This is a genomic window from Bacteroidia bacterium (assembly GCA_027493955.1).
Classification (GTDB): Bacteria; Bacteroidota; Ignavibacteria; order SZUA-365; family SZUA-365; genus JAOSJT01.
On the sequence record JAOSJT010000001.1, the window covers coordinates 684,660 to 703,563 of the forward strand.

General features: G+C 55.9%; 20 protein-coding genes. 15 read left to right on the forward strand and 5 right to left on the reverse strand.

The annotated features are described in order from the left end of the window. Window positions 1-765: 765 nt before the first annotated feature. The 15 genes from M5R41_02680 (at window position 766) to M5R41_02750 (ending at window position 13,514) form a co-directional block, all read left to right on the forward strand. A complete protein-coding gene (locus tag M5R41_02680; protein ID MCZ7555295.1) occupies window positions 766-1,023 on the forward strand; it encodes an AtpZ/AtpI family protein in 258 nt (85 codons plus the stop codon). Then, window positions 1,020-1,439, forward strand: a complete 420-nt coding sequence (locus tag M5R41_02685) for a hypothetical protein (protein MCZ7555296.1) — start codon at window positions 1,020-1,022, stop codon at window positions 1,437-1,439. The genes M5R41_02680 and M5R41_02685 overlap by 4 nt, the downstream gene beginning before the upstream one ends. Before the next feature lie 27 nt (window positions 1,440-1,466). Next, window positions 1,467-2,459 carry a F0F1 ATP synthase subunit A gene (atpB, locus tag M5R41_02690; GenBank protein MCZ7555297.1) on the forward strand — a complete coding sequence of 331 codons (993 nt, stop codon included), beginning with the start codon at window positions 1,467-1,469 and terminating at the stop codon, window positions 2,457-2,459. Between the two features lie 51 nt (window positions 2,460-2,510). Then, a complete protein-coding gene (gene atpE, locus M5R41_02695; GenBank protein ID MCZ7555298.1) occupies window positions 2,511-2,729 on the forward strand; it encodes an ATP synthase F0 subunit C in 219 nt (72 codons plus the stop codon). 45 nt (window positions 2,730-2,774) lie between these two features. Next, window positions 2,775-3,269, forward strand: a complete 495-nt coding sequence (gene atpF, locus M5R41_02700; protein MCZ7555299.1) for a F0F1 ATP synthase subunit B — start codon at window positions 2,775-2,777, stop codon at window positions 3,267-3,269. Window positions 3,270-3,290: 21 nt separating this feature from the next. Continuing rightward, a complete protein-coding gene (atpH, locus tag M5R41_02705) occupies window positions 3,291-3,830 on the forward strand; it encodes an ATP synthase F1 subunit delta (protein MCZ7555300.1) in 540 nt (179 codons plus the stop codon). A gap of 39 nt (window positions 3,831-3,869) precedes the next feature. Then, a complete protein-coding gene (gene atpA / locus M5R41_02710) occupies window positions 3,870-5,432 on the forward strand; it encodes a F0F1 ATP synthase subunit alpha (GenBank protein ID MCZ7555301.1) in 1,563 nt (520 codons plus the stop codon). Window positions 5,433-5,435: 3 nt separating this feature from the next. Further along, the gene (gene atpG / locus M5R41_02715; protein ID MCZ7555302.1) at window positions 5,436-6,326 is read left to right on the forward strand and encodes an ATP synthase F1 subunit gamma; all 891 of its coding nucleotides are present in this window, start codon (window positions 5,436-5,438) and stop codon (window positions 6,324-6,326) included. Between the two features lie 106 nt (window positions 6,327-6,432). Continuing rightward, on the forward strand, window positions 6,433-6,861 hold the full coding sequence (locus tag M5R41_02720) for a DUF309 domain-containing protein (protein MCZ7555303.1): 429 nt from the start codon (window positions 6,433-6,435) through the stop codon (window positions 6,859-6,861). Between the two features lie 16 nt (window positions 6,862-6,877). Further along, window positions 6,878-7,210, forward strand: a complete 333-nt coding sequence (locus tag M5R41_02725) for a 4Fe-4S dicluster domain-containing protein (protein MCZ7555304.1) — start codon at window positions 6,878-6,880, stop codon at window positions 7,208-7,210. Between the two features lie 73 nt (window positions 7,211-7,283). Beyond that, window positions 7,284-8,153, forward strand: coding sequence for an MBL fold metallo-hydrolase (locus M5R41_02730; GenBank protein ID MCZ7555305.1), 870 nt, complete (start codon window positions 7,284-7,286; stop codon window positions 8,151-8,153). A 12-nt stretch (window positions 8,154-8,165) separates the two neighbouring features. After that, window positions 8,166-8,492 carry a Rieske 2Fe-2S domain-containing protein gene (locus M5R41_02735; GenBank protein ID MCZ7555306.1) on the forward strand — a complete coding sequence of 109 codons (327 nt, stop codon included), beginning with the start codon at window positions 8,166-8,168 and terminating at the stop codon, window positions 8,490-8,492. Next, window positions 8,452-9,441 carry a tRNA epoxyqueuosine(34) reductase QueG gene (gene queG, locus M5R41_02740; protein ID MCZ7555307.1) on the forward strand — a complete coding sequence of 330 codons (990 nt, stop codon included), beginning with the start codon at window positions 8,452-8,454 and terminating at the stop codon, window positions 9,439-9,441. Before M5R41_02735 ends, queG begins: the two co-directional genes overlap by 41 nt. 29 nt (window positions 9,442-9,470) lie before the next feature. Further along, window positions 9,471-10,415 carry a thioredoxin-disulfide reductase gene (gene trxB, locus M5R41_02745; GenBank protein MCZ7555308.1) on the forward strand — a complete coding sequence of 315 codons (945 nt, stop codon included), beginning with the start codon at window positions 9,471-9,473 and terminating at the stop codon, window positions 10,413-10,415. A gap of 1,218 nt (window positions 10,416-11,633) precedes the next feature. Next, a complete protein-coding gene (locus tag M5R41_02750) occupies window positions 11,634-13,514 on the forward strand; it encodes a hypothetical protein (protein MCZ7555309.1) in 1,881 nt (626 codons plus the stop codon). A 66-nt stretch (window positions 13,515-13,580) separates the two neighbouring features. On the opposite strand, the gene M5R41_02755 is transcribed toward M5R41_02750, so the two are convergent. The 5 genes from M5R41_02755 to M5R41_02775 all read right to left on the reverse strand — a co-directional run bounded on the left by M5R41_02755 (window position 13,581) and on the right by M5R41_02775 (window position 18,850). Then, window positions 13,581-14,600 carry a tetratricopeptide repeat protein gene (locus tag M5R41_02755; GenBank protein ID MCZ7555310.1) on the reverse strand — a complete coding sequence of 340 codons (1,020 nt, stop codon included), beginning with the start codon at window positions 14,598-14,600 and terminating at the stop codon, window positions 13,581-13,583. Between the two features lie 11 nt (window positions 14,601-14,611). Next, on the reverse strand, window positions 14,612-16,528 hold the full coding sequence (uvrC, locus tag M5R41_02760) for an excinuclease ABC subunit UvrC (protein MCZ7555311.1): 1,917 nt from the start codon (window positions 16,526-16,528) through the stop codon (window positions 14,612-14,614). 85 nt (window positions 16,529-16,613) lie between these two features. Then, window positions 16,614-17,018 (reverse strand): methylmalonyl-CoA epimerase, encoded by a 405-nt coding sequence (gene mce / locus M5R41_02765; GenBank protein MCZ7555312.1) that lies wholly within the window; start codon window positions 17,016-17,018, stop codon window positions 16,614-16,616. Window positions 17,019-17,436: 418 nt separating this feature from the next. Continuing rightward, window positions 17,437-18,387: a hypothetical protein gene (locus tag M5R41_02770; protein MCZ7555313.1), complete on the reverse strand. Its 951-nt coding sequence runs from the start codon at window positions 18,385-18,387 to the stop codon at window positions 17,437-17,439. 52 nt (window positions 18,388-18,439) lie between these two features. Next, window positions 18,440-18,850, reverse strand: coding sequence for a hypothetical protein (locus M5R41_02775; GenBank protein ID MCZ7555314.1), 411 nt, complete (start codon window positions 18,848-18,850; stop codon window positions 18,440-18,442). Window positions 18,851-18,904: the final 54 nt, after the last annotated feature.

Sequence of the window (18,904 nt, forward strand, 5' to 3'; positions counted from 1 at the left end):
TACGGAACGAATCATGCTTTCCCGCAGTAGCGGAACTGCTCTGCTGACATCGGATTTTTGAGCACTATCCGTGCTGTCGCAGCCCTCCGCATGACGAGGTTATCTGGCACGCACTGGTGCGATGATGTCACTTACGAAATGGACCGGTGTCTGAGGCGGACTGGTAGGCATACTCAGGGGGGACGATGTTTTGTTGATTCAGGATTGTCCATATAATCAGGCATGTCATGAGCAGCGGAGGTGGAGGGTCCAACGAGTGTAAGGATGGATTCTGCGACTTCGCTTCGCTCCGCGCAGAATGACCGTTGTCTGTCGCCCCGAGATCGGGAAGAACCTGCGTCCGGACTCCGCGGTTGCGATGAGCAGCGGAGGTGGAGGGTCCAACGAGTGTATGGATGGATTCTGCGACTTCGCTTCGCTCCGCGCAGAATGACCGTTGTCTGTCGCTCTGAGATCGGGAAGAACTTGCGTCCGGACTCCGCGGTTGTGATGATTAGCGGAGGTGGGGGCCAGCGCGTGTATGGATGGATTCAGCGACTTCGCTTAGCTCCGCGCAGAATGACCGTTGTCTGTCGCCCTCAGAGGCTGCGGGATCGTGATGGGGAGAAGGGAGAAGCTCAACTCGTAACGGACATAATATCTCCGAAATATCGCAGCGAAAAATAGGCGGAAAATCAGTATCGTGAAGAAAATCTTTGCATTATTGCAAAAATCTTTTACATTTAGGGCTGTACTTTTTTGCAGATTATTCAGTATCTGCCCAGTATGAAAAAAGCCGGAAAATCCACTATGAGCATGTTGTCGGAAGCGATGCGCGACGTGCTTCCGTACACAAACCTCGGCTGGCAGCTCGTTGCGACGATGCTGGTGTTTTTCGGAGCCGGGTACCTTATCGACAGATGGTTGGACACCGGTGACACAATGAAAATTCTGTTCGCGATTCTTGGAATCATCGTCGGTCTTTACACGTTTTTCAAATCAGTACAACAACTTCAGGACAAGAGGAAAAAAACCTCACCATGATTACCATCGTCAAACATCAGCTGACCAAGGTCAAAATCGAGTTCGCGCTGCTTGCGCTGCTTTCCGTGCTTTTCATGGCATTTTCCGTGTTGCGCGGCAATCCGGACGGATTCGGGATGGATTTGCTGGCCGGTTGTATTTTAAGTGTGACCAATGCATTTTTAGGATATGTGTTCATTGAGAGAGCATTCCGGCTCAATGGTAATCTGTTCATGATTTTCTCTCTTGCCGGAATGACGATGCGTTTCTTTCTCATGATCGCCGCCGTCGCCGTGTTCTTGCTGACTACCACGGTGAACACACTGGAGTTCGTCGGGTCATTCATGGCCTTCTACACGGTGTTTCTTGTCGCGGAAATTTTGCACATCAACAAGAAAACCGATCTGATCAAGCTCCGCGCGGCGGTCGCTCAATAAAGCGATAATCGTTACGACACCATCAGCATGATCCAAAGCTACAGATTCAGGGAAATAGTCGTTCTTGCCACAGTGTTGCTGCTGGCGATGGGCGCATCGGCACGTGCGGAGCAGAACGGCGCAATGCGCGACAGCACGCACAGTCAGGCGACCCACGACGCCGCAGTGGAAGGGCACGGCGCGGGAGATCACCACGGTACGGACAATCTCGCACCGTCCGAGGAAATGATGCGTATTCTCGAACATAAAGTGGAGAACACGCCGTATTTCCATGAATATCCCTTGCCTGAAATTCATTTTCCCGAGAACTGGATCATCAATGTCGCGGGCGTGTCCATCAACATGTCGCCCAACCGCCACGTCGTGTACATGTGGTTCGCCATGCTCCTGACGGTGTTGCTCACCTGGCTGGCCGCGCGTCAAAATCGCAAAGGCACCATACCGAAGGGGTACGGCAACATGATCGAGTCGGTGGTGGTGTTCATTCGCGACGAAGTGGCTCATCCCTTCCTCCATGATGCGACGGAGCGCTACCTGCCGCTGTTGCTGTCCTTCTTCTTCTTTATCGCAACCATGAATCTCGTAGGACTGCTGCCTTTCGGCGCGGCCTCGACAGGCAATATCAATATCACCGCCGGAATGGCGTTGATCACCTTTTCGTTCATGATTTTCGGCGGTATGCGTCACAACGGAGCCTTCGGATTCTGGAAGGGGCTTATCCCCGGCGGCGTACCGATGCCGCTCATTCCGCTGATGTTCCTGATCGAACTCATGGGTCTCCTGACCAAGCCCTTCGCCCTCGCGGTTCGTCTCTTCGCGAATATGCTGTCCGGCGCGCTGGTCATCGGCGCATTTTATGCCCTGATTTTCGGCATGGACACTGTGCTGGTCGCGCCGTTGTCGCTGGCCTTCCTGTTGTTCATGTCCTTGCTCAAGATATTCGTGTGCCTCCTGCAGGCGTACATTTTTACCATGCTGTCCGCCTTCTTCATCGGAATGTCGGTGCATCAGCATCATTAACATCGAATTCAACGGAAATTTGTCTATCACATTCAATTCTGGAGGTTTTCAATGGAATTAGCCTGGTTAGCAGCGGGTATTGGCGCCGCCATCGTGGTGGTTGGTGCGGGGTTTGGTATCGGTAAGCTCGCAGCCGCCGCAATGGAAGCGATCGGTCGTCAGCCCGAAGCCGCCAACGATCTTCGCGGAGCGATGATCATCATGGCAGCGCTCATCGAAGGTATCGCGCTGTTCGCGGTCGTCGTCTGTCTGCTTCTCGCATTGAAATAAACCGCCAACCGGCCGCCGCACGCGCACGAAGTATCGAGGTATCGCATGGATAAACTGCTGTCACTTGAACCCGGAATGTTGATTTGGACGTTCATCACGTTCGCATTGCTTCTGTGGATACTCAAGAAAATCGCCTGGAAGCCGCTGTTGCATGCGCTCGAAGGTCGCGAGCATCGCATTGCATCGGATCTCGACAGGGCGGAGGAAGCCCGCAAGGATGCCGAGCGCATTCTTGCCGAACACCGCGCCCTGATGGAGAATTCGGAGCGTGAAGCCCGCAAACTTATCGACGAGGCTAAAGCGACCGCCGAATCCCTCAAGCAGGGCATCATTGACAGTGCGAACGAACAGGCGCGGCAGATGATCTCGCAGGCGCGCGGAGAAATCCAGCGCGAAAAGGACACTGCTATCACGCAGCTTCGCGGCGAGGTGGCGGACCTCGCTGTCCGCGCAGCGGGCAAAATTCTTGGCGAGGAACTCGATACCGCCAGACATAAAAAAATGGTGGATGACTTCATCAGCAATCTCCCGAGCAACTAACCCGATCATCCGGAGAAACGCATGACCTCTCGCGCCGCATCGCGCTATGCATTGGCAATACTGGACGCGCGTCCCGACGACGTTTCGCTCGAAACGCTGCTGCGGGATTTGCAGGATGTTCGCGCGTCTGTGCATGCCTCGCGCGAGTTGGAGATGTTCTTTCTTTCCCCCATAATTTCGCGTCAGCACAAACATGACGCTGTGAAGGGACTGTTCGAAGGCAGGATCTCCGCCTACACCCTCGGTGCTCTGCTGCTGCTTGTCGAGAAAAGCAGGGAAGACCTCCTTGTCGAGATCATCGAAGCGGTGTTCACTTTGCATCGGGAACGTGAAGGTATTATCCGGTCACGTATCACCAGTGCGGTGGATTTGCCGGAAGAGCAACGGGTTCGAATCGCCGAGGCGCTTCAAAAGGTCTCAGGCAAAAAAGTGGAAACCGAGTACGTCACCGATCCGGACATCATGGCCGGGTTGGTCGTCCGACTCGGCGACACCGTTTACGACGGCAGCGTGCGCCGTCAGCTTCAGCGTCTGCGCGCCCGCTTCATCAGCGGTTCCTGATGCATTCAGACAACTATCTCCAGCAGATGAGAATACACAATGGCAGAAGTACGACCCGATGAAGTATCGGCTATACTCCGTAAGCAACTGAGCGGCTTTGAAAGCGACATCGACACCTACGAGGTAGGCACGGTGCTGCAGGTGGGCGATAATGTCGCCCGCGTGTATGGTCTCCGAAACTGCCTGGCCGGCGAGCTGATCGAATTTCCGAATGAGATTTTCGGCATGGCACTGAACCTCGAAGAGGACAATGTCGGCTGTGTGCTCTTTGGTGAGTCGACCGGCGTGAAGGAGGGAGACACGGTCAAACGTACGGGACGCGTCGCCTCCATGCCTGTCGGTGAAGAAATGCTGGGGCGCGTCATCGATCCTCTCGGACGTCCGCTCGACGGGCGCGGTGTGATCAACACCGAAACGATCATGCCCATCGAACGCAAAGCGCTGGGTGTTCTGCAACGGCAGCCCGTGAAAGAACCGCTGCAGACGGGACTCAAGGCCATCGACTCCATGATTCCCATTGGTCGCGGACAGCGCGAGTTGATCATCGGTGATCGTCAGACCGGAAAAACCGCGATCGCCCTCGATGCCATCATCAATCAGAAATACACGCACACGGAAGACGCGAAACGGCGCGGTGTGGATCCCGTGTTCTGCATTTACGTCGCCATCGGCCAGAAAGCCAGCACGGTAGCCAATGTGCATGCCAAGCTCGAGGAAATGGGTGCGATGCCGTATACCACGGTCATCGTCGCGGACGCCAACAGTCCTGCTCCGCTGCAGTACATCGCTCCCTACTCGGGTGCCACGCTGGGCGAATTTTTCCGCGACAGCGGCCGTCACGCGCTCGTGGTGTATGATGACCTCTCCAAGCAGGCCGTCGCATACCGCGAATTGTCGCTTCTTCTGCGCCGTCCCCCGGGCCGCGAAGCGTATCCCGGCGACGTGTTTTATCTGCATTCGCGGCTTCTCGAACGCGCGTCCAAGCTCAACGACGAGCTTGGCGGCGGCAGTCTGACAGCGCTCCCCATCATTGAGACGCAGGCGGGTGACGTATCCGCGTACATCCCGACCAATGTGATTTCGATCACCGACGGTCAGATTTATCTGGAGTCGAGCCTTTTCAACGCCGGACAGCGTCCCGCTGTGAACGTCGGTATTTCCGTGTCGCGTGTGGGCGGCAATGCGCAGATCAAAGCCATGAAACAGATCGCCGGCTCCCTCCGTCTCGATCTGGCGCAGTATCGTGAACTCGAGGCTTTTGCGAAATTTGGTTCCGATCTTGACAAGAGCACGCAGCAGCTCCTGCGCCGCGGATCGCGCATGCTGTCGCTGCTCAAACAGAATCAGTACGAGCCCATGTCGGTGCAGGAACAGGTCGCAAGCGTGTTCGCGGGCATCAACGGCTTTCTCGACGAAATCCCGCTCGAAGAAGTCGCCCGTTTCGAGAAGGAATACGTCGAGCACCTGAAGACGCGCCATCCTGAGGTGATCAACGAGATCGCCGACGAGAAGAAATTGAGTGACGAACTTCAGGCAAAGATGAAGGCGATACTGAAGGAATTCTCCGCATCGTTCGCCGTATCAATGACTTCGCACGGATAATTCATGGCGAATCTCCGGGAAATACGCAGCCGCATCAATGGTGTGCGCAATACCAGCAAGATCACGCAGGCGATGAAGCTCGTCGCCGCAGCCAAGCTGCGTCGCGCACAAGACGCCATCGTGGCAGCACGTCCCTATGCCTACAGCATGCGGGAACTGGTGTCGCATCTGCTCAGCAAAGTGGATCGCTCGACACTTCCCGTCACCATGGGACGCGACGGCGATGGTCCGGTGCTCCTCATCGTGGTGACCGCTGATCGCGGTCTCTGCGGGGCTTTCAACACGAATATCATCAAAGCGGCGACACAGCGCATTCACAAGCACTGGAAGGACAGATACGACCAGGGGAAACTGTCGCTTATCTGCATCGGACGTCGGGGATTTACCCATTTTTCGAAACGCGGCTACCCCATACTCGATCAGCGTATCGGCCTTGTGAACTCCGCCGGATACTCCGATGCTGAAGCCATCATGCGCGACGCACTCCGTCGCTATCTCGATGGAGAGTTCGATGTGGTCGAAGTCGTGTACAACGAATTCAAATCCGTCGTCCAGCAGCGCATCGTGGAAGAACAGTTGCTCCCGCTACCTGTCGCCGAGGAGGAACAGGCTGGTCGCTACAAGCAATTCGTGGATTACATCTACGAACCGTCGGAAGTCGAACTGATGGAACAACTTATCCCTCGTCACCTCAACTTCCAGCTGCTTCGCATTTTGCTCGAATCGAATGCTTCTGAACAGGGGGCGCGGATGACCGCCATGGATTCCGCAACGAGTAACGCCAAAGACCTGATTCATAATTTGCAGTTGCAGTATAACAGCGCGCGTCAGGCCAGTATCACGACGGAGATTCTCGAAATCGTCAGTGGCGCAAACGCGTTGCGAGGTACCTAGCCGCCCGTAGCGGCCGGATCAGGCGGACGTACGCCGAGGCAGGGCGCAGAAAATGACATCCCGCGGCGGGCTATGACGGGTGTTCCGTTTTTACCGTAGAGAGAGCATGGCGCGCAGTCCGTGCTCTTTTCGTTTCACCGCATTGTCATGTATCGCAATTGACGTTGATTCCAGCATGATTGTCCACCCAGACTTCCGGCACGGCGCGCGTCTGTTTGACGACCGTCGTTTCTTTGAAGCTCATGATGTCTGGGAGGAATTGTGGATGGAAACCCCTGGCGAAAGGCGTGTGTTTTATCAGGGCATGATTCAGGCGGCAGTCGCGTATTATCATGCCTCGAATGGTAACGGAAAGGGCGCCGCACATCTGCTGGAACGATCAATGGAAAAACTGGAGCACTTTACTCCGCAGTGTGAAGGCGTTGACGTACAGAAACTGCTCCTTGCCCTGAAAGCCCATCTGGGTTACTTTGTTGAAGGCCTGAAAATGGGCTCCATTTCTTTACCCGACGATTGTCCGAAACTCGGTTTATAAACTCCCGGAGGATATCATGGCGATTTACATCACCGACGAATGCATCAATTGTGGCGCATGCGAGCCCGAATGCCCCAACACCGCCATTTACGAAGGCGGCGCGGGCTGGGAGCTCGGTGGCCAAAAATACGGAGAGGGCGACAACGCTCCGTCCGGCGCCGACGGATTCTGGTCCGCGGATTATTTCTACATCGTGCCCGACAAGTGCACCGAATGTGTTGGCTTTCACGACGAACCGCAGTGCGCGGCCGTGTGTCCGGTAGACTGCTGTCTGCCCGATCCGAAACATGTCGAGAGCAAGGAGGTTCTTCTCGAGAGAGTCGCCTATCTCGACAGTCTTGGTCGTTGATCGACGTATTGTGAACTGGAAAGAGGCCGGCTGCAGCCGGCCTTTCATTGATGGCATTCAGGAAAGGGATAGCATGACCTTTGGCCGTTACGAGATTTTTCTCATCGAATCAGGAAGATTCCGCCTCGACGGAGGCGCCATGTTCGGTGTGGTTCCGAAGCCGATGTGGGAAAAAGTCAACGAAGTGGACGCACAGAATCGCGTCGCGATGACGATGCGTTCGCTTGTGTTGCGCGACGAGAAACGCGTGATTCTTGTCGACACAGGCGTGGGCGACAAGGACGGGGAAAAATTCCAATCGATATACGCCATTGATCACTCGCAGTTCAGATTGGCGGATCAACTGGCCGCTCTCGGCATCGCGACGGAAGATGTGACGGATGTAGTGCTGACGCATTTGCATTTCGACCATGTGGGCGGCTGCGTCCGTCGCATGGGTGAGCGACTGGAACCGGTGTTCACGCATGCAAGGCATTACGTGCAACAGCGTCACTGGGATTGGGCGATGCGTCCTTCGGACAAGGACAAGGCCAGTTTTATCCCGGACAACTACCTTCCTCTCCACGACGCGGGATTGTTGTCCTTTCTGGATGGCGAGACGGAATTGTTCGAGGGCCTTCACCTGGAAATCGTGAATGGCCATACCTTTGCGCAGCAAATGGTGCGCATTGCCGGTGATGGCCGTTCCTTGCTGTATGCCGCTGATCTGATCCCCATGAGTGCGCATATTCCGGCACCGTGGATCATGAGTTACGATCTCCAGCCCCTCGTTACGCTGGAAGAGAAGCTTCGCGTACTGGATCGTTCCGCCCGGGAGGGTGACATTGTGTTGTTCGAACATGATACCGGAACGGAAGCGGCGAGCATCGTCAGAACGGAAAAGGGCTACACCGCCGGCGTTCGCGGAAGGCTTGCGGACGTGCTGAATGAAAACGCCGCATAGTCCGGTACAGCCATGGTGTATCGCGTAGCGTCACTGAACGAATTGCGCCCGAACGCGGGAAGAGCGTTTAACGCGGGAGAGTACAATCTCGCGCTCTTTCTTTTGGAAGGACGCGTGTACGCTATAGAAAATCTCTGTCCGCATCAGCACATCCCCGTGCTCTCCGAGGGCAGTCTCGAGGGGACGGTGCTCACCTGTCCCATGCACGGATGGCGCTACGATATCACAAGCGGTGCCTGTGTACACGCCAGCGGGCGCGTCAAGACCTTTGTCACAGAGATTCGTGACGGAGATGTGTATGTTGAAATCGACGAGGACGAGCATGAATCCTGGTGGTGAAGACGTACAGCGACGCACGCGTGAGATACGCTCCGCTGCACTCGCGCTCGGATTCAGCCATGTCGGCTTCGCCGCGGCGCAGGAGTTACGCGACGAACGTGTGCACCTCGATCAATGGCTGGCGCAGGGCCATCATGCAGCGATGCTCTGGATGGGGAGCGACGTCGCAAAGCGCACCGATCCACGTGCCGTGCTTCCGGGAGCGCGCTCGGTGATCTCCGTGGCGATGAACTACTACACATCCGAGGCGCACCGCGGCGAACCCGGCACAGCAAAGATCTCCCGCTACGCCTGGGGCGACGATTATCACGACATCGTAGGTGAACGTCTTGAACAACTGGAGAAGCTCCTCCACGATATGCTGCCGGAGGTGCGAACGCGGCGCTACTGCGATACGGGGCCCGTTATGGACAAAGCATGGGCTGTGCGCGCGGGTATCGGCTGGTTGGGAAAAAACGGCAACGTGATCACCCGTGATCTCGGCTCCTGGGTGTTTCTGGGCGAAATTCTGGCAACATGCGATTTTGTGTACGATCAGCCGATGGCGGATTTCTGCGGGACGTGTACGCTCTGTATCGAAGCGTGTCCGACGCAGGCCATCGTTGCGCCGACGGTGGTCGATTCCCGGCGCTGTCTGTCCTGGTTGACCATAGAGTGCCGTGACGAGGAATTGCCGTTGCGCGAAGGAATGCGCATGGATGGATGGGTCTTCGGCTGCGATGTGTGTCAGGACGTGTGCCCGTGGAATTCCTTTGCACGGGAAAGCGCCGAGCCCGGATTTCAACCCCGCAGTGCCAACATTTCTCCTCCGCTCGCCGAGTTGGCGGTCATAGGCGACGAGGAATTTCGCGAACGATTTCGCCGGAGTCCGGTCAAGCGTTGCAAACCATGGGGAATGCGGCGGAATGCGCGAACCGTTTCCGCGGAAAATGAATCAAACGTAGATTAGAAACCTCAGCACATCATCAAGAGAGAAACATGGAACATCGCAAAGTCATCATCATCGGTTCAGGTCCCGCCGGCCTCACCGCCGCGCTGTATGCCGCACGCGCCAATCTTTTTCCGCTCGTATTCGAGGGTAATCAGCCGGGCGGACAGCTCACGATCACGACGGAAGTGGAGAATTACCCCGGTTTCCCGGAGGGCATCACCGGTCCCAAGCTCATGGATGAAATGCGCAAGCAGGCGCATCGCTTCGGAGCCGAAAGCAAGTACGAGCATGTGACCGCCGTGGATTTCGGGGCGACGCCTTTCCGTGTCATGGTGGGCGACGCGGCGTATACCGCCGACAGCATTATTGTCTCCACCGGAGCGTCCGCGCGTCTGCTCGGCCTGGAAAGTGAAAAAGAGTACATGGGGTACGGCGTTTCCGCCTGCGCCACCTGCGACGGGTTTTTCTTCAAGAATCAGGAAGTCGCCGTCGTCGGTGGGGGGGACACGGCAATAGAAGAGGCCCTGTTCCTGACAAAGTATGCGACGAGGGTGACAATCATCCATCGTCGCGACGAGTTGCGCGCATCCAAGATTATGCGGGAACGCGCGCTCAACAATCCGAAAATCGCGTTCAAATGGAATTCCGTGGTGGAGGAAGTGAAAGGGAAGGAAGAATTCGGAGCGAAGCGCCTCACACATCTTGCGCTGCGCGACGTCACGTCAAACGCGACGGAAGATTTTCCCGTCGACGGTCTCTTCATCGGCATCGGGCATCAGCCGAACACCGACCTGTTCAAAGGCCTGCTCGATATGGACGAGAACGGCTACCTGGTCACCAGGAGCAAGAGCACGTACACCAATATAGACGGAGTGTTCGCCTGTGGCGACGTGCAGGATCACGTGTACCGACAGGCCGTTTCCGCCGCCGGAAGCGGATGCATGGCAGCCATAGACGCGGAGCGCTGGCTCGCCGCTCGTGGCATTGAGTAACACGAGAGCAATTTTCATGACAGTGAATGCCCGCTTCGGCGGGCATTTTATTTATCATCCCAAGGGAATCCCGGAACAGTCCTACGCTGGCGGCACCGCGTCAAAGCCAAGGAAAGAGGACGCTCAACATTAATTTATTGTAAGGTTGTCCGATTCTATTGCTACGGCGGTCATCCCTGTGTAGATTAGCAACGGATCATGTGGTCTGTTGTTTCCGCCGACATGCTCCGGTCAGATACGCAACGCTTCTGTCGGTCTCCTTCAAGCCGGAAGATAGTGGAATATTAAGGAATCAAATTGTCGGAGGATGTTATGCGAAGTAAGTCAGCACAGATATTTGGAACTATCATCATTGCATTCGTACTGATAGTACCCAATTATATATCGCAAGGTCAAATCTATTCAATTGCATCCGGACAATGGACTGATATCACAACCTGGAGTACATCAGGGATACCTGGTGTTGGTTCACGAGTCGTCGTCTCTACAGGTCATACTGTTACCTTAATTGCAAGTTCAGCAGTAACAATCAGAGAGGTTGTGGTTGAACCAAATGCACAGTTGGTGATAGATGGTGGTGAGCTGTATATGGGTACTAGTGGGATGAGCCGCCAGTTGCTGGTGAATGGAGCCCTATCGATAATAAACGGTGGGTATATTGAGACGAATGGTGCTGAAATTACAATCAACGGTTCGATGCTCTTGAATACGAGTATGGGTATTGACGCTGGGCTTTCGATATTCACCGTAAATTCACTTGCAGAAGTCGATATTCAAAATGGATCCTTTTACTGTCTTGATTTCCGTCTGCTTTCTGACGGAGCGCTGTACATTGACGGTGGAAACGGGATCAATGCGCTTGGAGCAGTGAATATTTCGGGATTGCTGTCTTCACGCGGTGCATTTCCAACTACTAGGGTGTTTAACTCAAGTGGTCCCTTTACCGTCTCTGGGGTGCTGACTGTTGGTGCAACAACTGTTTCTGGAAACTATCTGCTTTCACAACCAATCACGCTCCTGAACGGAAGTGAGGTTCGCTATGTGAGGGCGGGAAATCAGACGATTGAACCGGCACTAAGTTACCATGGCTTGAGACTTTCTGGGAGCGGAAACAAATCCGTGTCTTCTGTGCTCTCCGTATCCGACAAGTTTTTAATCAAAGACAACGCCCGCTTTGTTAACACCAACAATTCGACTGTGAATTTTGGATCGAATCTGATGGACAGCAGCGCCACGACGAATCATCAGTTCGGAAGCGGGAATTACAATTTTACCGGTACCACCATCGCCGCGACCAGCGCGTTGGATTTCAGCGGCAGTACGGTCACTTTCAGCGGCAGTTCTGTGACAATCGGTGACGGCTCCCTGGGCAATGCGCCGATTACGTTCGGCACGGTGAACGTGACCAATACAAACACCATTCTCACCCTCGGCAGCAACGCGTTTTCCGGCCATATTGCGTTCACGGGACCGCTCGCCATGAGCGGCACCAACGCCGCCCTGTATGCCACGGGCGGTACGTTGACATTGGCCTCGCTCAACGCTTCCGGAACCTACGCCTACGTCGACCTTGCCAACAGTGCGGTCACCGTCGTCGGCAATCTGCAGTGCGCGGCGGATATGCGCATTGCCGCGCCCACCACCGTCGGCGGCTATTGCGCTACGGGTGGCGACCTCCTCATCGACAATGAACTCGATGTGAGCGGCAATACCAATGTCGGCGGTGGATTGTTCGGCAGTTCCAGCGGTGCGGGCACGAACACCTTCACCGGTGCGGTGACGGTGAGTGGTCCGGAAATCTCCATCACAGGCGGCAGCGTGACGCTGACGTCCGGGCTGGTGCACTCGACCGCGGCGACCGGCTCGTACTGTACGCTCGGCGGTACGCTCACTGTCGGCGCAGGAACCACCGTGGCGCTGAATTCGGAAACCGTGAATTTCACCGGAAACCTCTCCTTCCATACGCTGGCCGTTACGAATGCGAACGGTGTGTGCAACGCGACATCGGATTTTTCCGTCGCTCATACAGCCAACTTCGCAAAAGATGTGAACATGCCCGGCAAAACGCTCACCTTCCTGAACTCCGCTCCGCTGACCAGCATGCTCGGAAACGGCGAAGTCGTCGGTACTGTGTACCGTACCCTCCAGACGGCGGGGAAGTACACCTTCAATGGTCAATACGCCACCCTGATGATCCCGACTCTCTCCGGCGACGAAGACTACAGCTTCACGTTCATGAAAATGGCACCGGATCAGCAGGCCATCAGCCGTTGCTATGACATTCGTCGCATCGGCTCGAACCTTACACCGGCTTCCGGGACGTACACGCTCGGCTTACAGTACAAAGACACCGAGCTGAACGGAAACGATGAAAACACCTTGTTGCTCTGCTATGGTACCTACGGGAGCGCGGGAGAGGATCAGTTCCTGAAACTCTCCACAAGTAATGTGAACAACTCCGCGAATATCGTGACCTATGTGTACGACGGGACAATGAGTCTCAATCAGCGCTATACCCTCGCCGATGTGAATGCGCCGCTCCCGGTTGAACTGGTGTCGTTCAGTGGAAGGCGTAAGTCCCATGGCGTGGAGCTGCGCTGGGCGACCGCAACAGAGCTCAACAACTACGGCTTCGACGTCGAGCGTTCATTCGCCCGTGATAAGGGATACACGAGCATTGGCTTTGTGGAAGGCAAGGGCAGCAGCTTCACGCGTTCGGAATACCGCTTCACCGATGCGTCCGCGCCCGGGAAAACGCTGTATTACAGACTGCGGCAAATTGACCGCGACGGCGGCGAGAGCTATGGTCCCGTTGTCGAAATCAGCGGTGACGCACCGGTGTTCGAACTGTCGAATTATCCCAATCCGTTCAATCCGACGACCACCATCAGTTTTGTGAGCATGGAGGATGGTGAAGCCATTATTACCGTGGTCAACAGTCTCGGTGAAACTGTCGCGCAACCCTTTGCCTCGCCGGTCCTTCGCGGAGAGCGTGTATCCGTTCCGTTCGACGCCGCCGCATTGCCGGGTGGAGTGTATTTCTATCACCTGACCATCGGCTCAACCGTGAGCAGCGGCAAAATGCTTCTTGTGAAATAGACCGCGGATCGGGCGAACCGCTCTGTCAGGACGTCATTCCACCCTGGCAACAGTGCGTTTCTCGCTTCACAAGTCCGACAACATTTCCTCTACTTCTTCGATGCGCCGGGTAATACGCTCGGCGCCATCGTTTGTAAAGGGCTTGAGTGTCAGGCCTTTGCGTGCCAGCACCCATGAGGCTTCCTTTCGCGCGGTGGCCGTATCGTTAAGCTTCGCGCTCATCAACGCAATTTTGGCGCGTGCCTGAATTTCGATGTAGCGTCGCTCGCTGACCTCTCCGTCAATGGAGCGCAAGATACGCCGGTATGCTTCACGTGCGAGAGACCAGTTTTCCTTTCCTTCGGCGGCTGAAGCCAACCCCCAGAGAAAGAGGCGGTTGTTCGGGTAGCGCTTGAGAATATTTTGGGCCGCATGAATCGCATCGTCCCAGCGCTCCTCTTCGATAAATATCCAGATGAGTGAATTGGTCGCCTGAGCGGCTGTGTACTCGGCGCGGCGCTCGGCCTGACGCAAGGCCGCTATACCCTCTGCACGTTCGTCGTCCAACAGAGGCGTCCAGGTGAGGAAGCGCATGTTCCGGCTCTTCCAGTATTTGTATGTCCCGAGACCTGTCAGCGCATCGAAGGCCTCCGGATGTTTCGCGAGACATTTTTCGAAATACCCTGTAGCGCGCAGGCCGTGGGAGAGTCCGGCAAGCCAATTCTCGCCATCACGGAAATTGTAATAGGCGATGTAGCTGCGAGCCATGCCCAGATAGTACAGGCCCTCGGCTTCGGTGGCGGAGGCATGCGTCATGTCGTCTGCGAGTTTTTCCGTCTTTTCCAGCAGGGCGAGGTACTCCTTGCCGCGGACGGGCGTTTCGAAATCGAGCGACATCACCTGCATCAGAATGGCCTTGTTCATGACGCCGGCCGGATGCTGAGGAAACTTGCGGACCGCTTCGTCGAATTTTGCCATAGCGGCCCGGTATTCCTGTTTTCCGGAACGATCAATACCCTCGACGATCAGATCGTGGAGAGCGGTATCCGGTATGCGTTGTGCTGTAGCCGAGGCGAAAACGAGGAAGAACACTGTGAGGTGTCGCATGCCCAGATTTGTCATTCAGAGTCCTTTTCAGATTGATCGGAAGCGGGGGAGGTGTCCTCACCGGGATCATCGCCGTTGATGGTCGTATCGGCATCCGCCCCGTCGAAGTACACGCGAATACGTTTCGCCGCCGCCCAGCCCACATGTTCCGCAAGTTGCTCCGGCGATGCCTCCTGAACGCTTCGTACGGACCCGAAGGCAGTAAGCAGCGCGGTGGCACGTTTAGGCCCCACGCCGTCGATCTGCTCCAGCTCCGTTTGCAGTGTGGATTTGTCCCGCTTGCTTCGATGGTAGGTGATGGCAAAGCGATGGGCTTCATCACGGACGCGCTGCAGAAGGTGAAGACCAGGCGAGGTTTTCGCGATATTCATAGGAAGACTTTCGCCGGGTACGAACACTTCCTCCAGGCGCTTTGCGAGACCGATGACGGGGACGTGTTCCAGCCCGAGCTCAGTCAGCACCTCGACAGCGGAGGAGAGCTGTCCTTTGCCGCCATCGATGACGATCAGGTCCGGAAGGGGGGTGTCTTCACTCAACGAGCGCTCATACCGGCGCCGCACCACCTCGCGCATGCTCGCGAAGTCGTCCACGCCCTCCACTGTCCTGATGCTGAATTTTCTGTACTCGCTTTTGCGCGCTTTCCCGTCCAAAAAACACACCATGGACGCAACGGTCTCGTCGCCCTGAAAATGCGAGATATCAAAACACTCGATGCGGCGCGGCGGTGCGGGGAGGCGCAGGTCGCGCTGCAGCGCCTCCAGCGTTTTTGGCAGGGTGTTCGAGGACTTCATCTTCTGCAGGAGAATTTCATCGAGCAGGAAGGTCGCATTTGCAGTGCACATGCCGAGGAGTTTCAGCTTATCGCCGGCCTTCGGCACCGTGAAGGAAACACGCATCTGTGCCCGATCTTCAAGCCAGCTGCGCAGGGCTGCTTCGGAATCCAACGGGAGTGGCAGAACGATCTCCGGTGGAATGTCCTGCGTTGCGGTGTAGTAGCGATGCAGCAGGTGCTCGAGTATGTCTTCTTCCTCTTCGACCTCTGCGCCGGTAAGGGTGAAATGCTGTTTCCCGACGATGTTTCCGTCGCGGACACGGAACACCACTCCCACCGCATCGCTGTCTCTGCGCGCAAGCGCTACGATGTCTCTGTCCTTGAAATCCGCTGCGGCAACTTTCTGCTTGTCCTGCCAGATTTGCAGCGCCTGCACACGGTTGCGGAGGTCCGCCGCCTTCTCGAATTCCAGGCGCGCGGCGCAGGCGTGCATCTCCTCTTCGAGAATGTGTCGCAAGGTACGCGTTTTGCCCTTCAGGAGCTGTTCGACCTGTGCGATCATCGCACGATACTCCGCCTGCGACACAAAATCTTCACAGGGTCCCTGACATTTTTTAATATGGTAATCCAGACAAACGGTGACCTTGCGCCGCGCGATCACTTCGGCATCGAGCGCATAATCGCAACTGCGTATGGGAAAAATGCCTCGAATGGTACGGAGCATCAGATGCATGGACCGCACATCGGTGTAGGGACCGTAGTAGCGGGAGCCGTCGCGTATGATGCGGCGCGTCGGAAAAACGCGCGGATAGGGCTCGTTCGTCACGACGATGTACGGATAACTCTTGTCGTCTTTGAGGCGGATGTTATACCGCGGCGTGTGCTCCTTGATCAGGTTGTTTTCGAGCAGCAGCGCTTCGACTTCGGAGTCGGTGACGATGAGTTCCAGATCGGCGATCTTGGATACGAGCACCTCACGCTTGAGATCGTAGCCGCCTCGCTCCTGAAAATAGGATCGTACACGGGTTCGGAGATTCTTCGCTTTCCCGACATAGATAATGGTTCCTTCCGCATTCCGGAATTGATACACTCCTGGTGAACCGGGCAGGGTGTCGAGTTTTCGTTTCAGAATGTCGGATTGTTCTTGAGCTTCCATCTACCAGGGCCTTGGCGGGTGGTTCAGCGCGGAGCGAAACGGCGCCGCGATTCGCGGAACTCGCGGCGCCGTACGGATCGCCGAATCAGGATGCGGGTTGACAGATCTCCACCAGCACACCGCCGGCGGATTTGGGATGAATGAACGCGACGAGAAAATTATCCGCTCCCATGCGCGGTTCTTCGTCAATGAGTTTCACACCGGCCTCCTTCAGGCGGCGCAATTCCGCGTGAATATCATCCACCTCGAACGCCATGTGATGGATACCCTCACCACGCTTTTCGATGAATTTCGTGATGGGAGAATCCTCGGCGATGCCCGCCGTAAGTTCGATATTCGTGTCGTCCACGTGGAAGCTGCTGACATCCACTTTCTGCGCTTCGACGCGCTCGATGTGCGAAGGAGTCATTCCCAGTAAGGTCTCGAAGGTCTTCTGCGCGTCGGCGATTTCTTTGACCGCTATGCCGATATGCGCGATGCGTTTGATCATGGTTGAACCGTATTCTTGTGACAAATGGTGTCGCTGCTGCGACCATGAAAAGTACCGAAATCGTGAACGAGGAAAAAGCGGAGAGCAGACACTAGAGAGCGGAGAGCAGAGAGCAGAGAGCGGAGAGCAGAGAGCAGAGAGCAGAGAGCAGAGAGCAGAGAGCAGAGAGCAGAGAGCAGAGAGCAGAGAGCAGAGAGCAGAGAGCGGAGAGCAGAGAGCATGTCCGTGGGAGATGGCGCGATGCGAAAAGGAGCCTGGAAGCGGTGACAGTGCGCTGTGCTCATACATTCGGATAGCACGACCATGCGCTCCGCTCTCGCTCTCAGCTTCCGCTCAGAAGCGCACGCGTCCGTCACACACAGAAATAAAAAAAAACCGGACCATGCGGTCCGGTTCAATACACAGTGGCGGCAATGCTCTAGAGGAATTTGTTGCAGCGCTGAATCATGCGCATTGCGGGGGCGCGAAGCGATTCGATGTCGGTGAGACTGAGTACGCGTTCGAACTGTTCCCGCGCGTCGCGGTAGCGCTTGAGCCCGAAATAGGTTTCGCCCATCCAGTATACGCCACGCACCTGCAACAGTGCATCGGGGGCCTGCTCGCTTATTTCCTGGAAGAGACTGAGCGCCGTGCTGTAGCGGCGTTCTTCAAAATTATTCCGCGCGATCTGGAATTTCTGTAACCAGGCTTCCAGCATCGGATTGCCTACGGAGACCGGCGGCGGCGGGGGCGGAGGCGCCTGAACTGCCGGCGGGGGAGGAGAGGCACCACGACGCAATTGTTCACCATAATTGGTGAGCGGGTTATTCGTCGGCGCGACCATCACAAAGCGGAAATTTTCCGGCGAGAGATATTTGAGCACGAAGCCGTGGAAGGGGAAGTTGTACAGTTCGCCTTCCTCGTTGATCACATACTCGCCCTCGTTGCCGAAGAACTGCGTTCGCGCAGTCGTCAACCGCCAGCGGTGTCCGTCGAACAGGTATTGATTGTCCAGCGGGAGATCGGAGGTGCCGATAATGCCCATCTCGATAACCGCATACGAGCTGGGATTCAATATGAGATAGTACGTGGAATTCTGCGGCGGAATGTAGACGACGGGAGAGGTGCCCTTCTGGAAGATGTACGGGACGTTCGCTCTGTCAAGGATGTTGCGTGCTTCACCCCACTGCATGCCGAGCGAGACACCGTAGATGGCCATGTTCAGACTGGTCATACCATCGGGAATCTGCATGAGCGACTGTCGTGCAATGTCCATCACGGGAGTGTTCTGCGCCGAGCAGCGATCTCCTCCGGAGCCGGAAACCTGCAGCAGTGCAACGATGAGCGCTACTTTGAGGAAATCCAGCGGGATATTCATTCGAGATGTCATACGGGCCTCCGGATGTTGATGAGGTGCATGCCTGAAATGTGGGCCGGCTCGATCAGAGCAATCTGTCGCGCAGTTCTACTTTCAGATCTGCAACGCGCGGAATGTCAATACCGGGTTCCTTGTACCCAATGATGTAATCCTCATCCACTTTGATGCGTACGGTTTTTCTTCCGTAGGTGAATTTGACAGAGATACGTGTGCGCACCTCCACGCCCTGCGATTCGACGGTCTCGTGCAGCCACTCGGATTTCATATAGCCGTCGTCTTTCGCAAGTGTCTCGAATTGATAGCCCCGTGTCAGCAGACCATCGACCACCACCATCCAGGCGTCGTTGTAGTCCAGACTTTGACGGACTTCGTAGGTGATCCAATTGTCGTTGTCTTCGCTGACGATCGGCTGACATCCGAAGAGCACGGGAAGACTCAGCAGGACGAGCAGTGATGCGATAGCAGTGCGTTTCATGTGCAGACTCCTTGAAGTGTTGGTCTCGTTCGGTCTGAGGGTGGTCACCGGTTT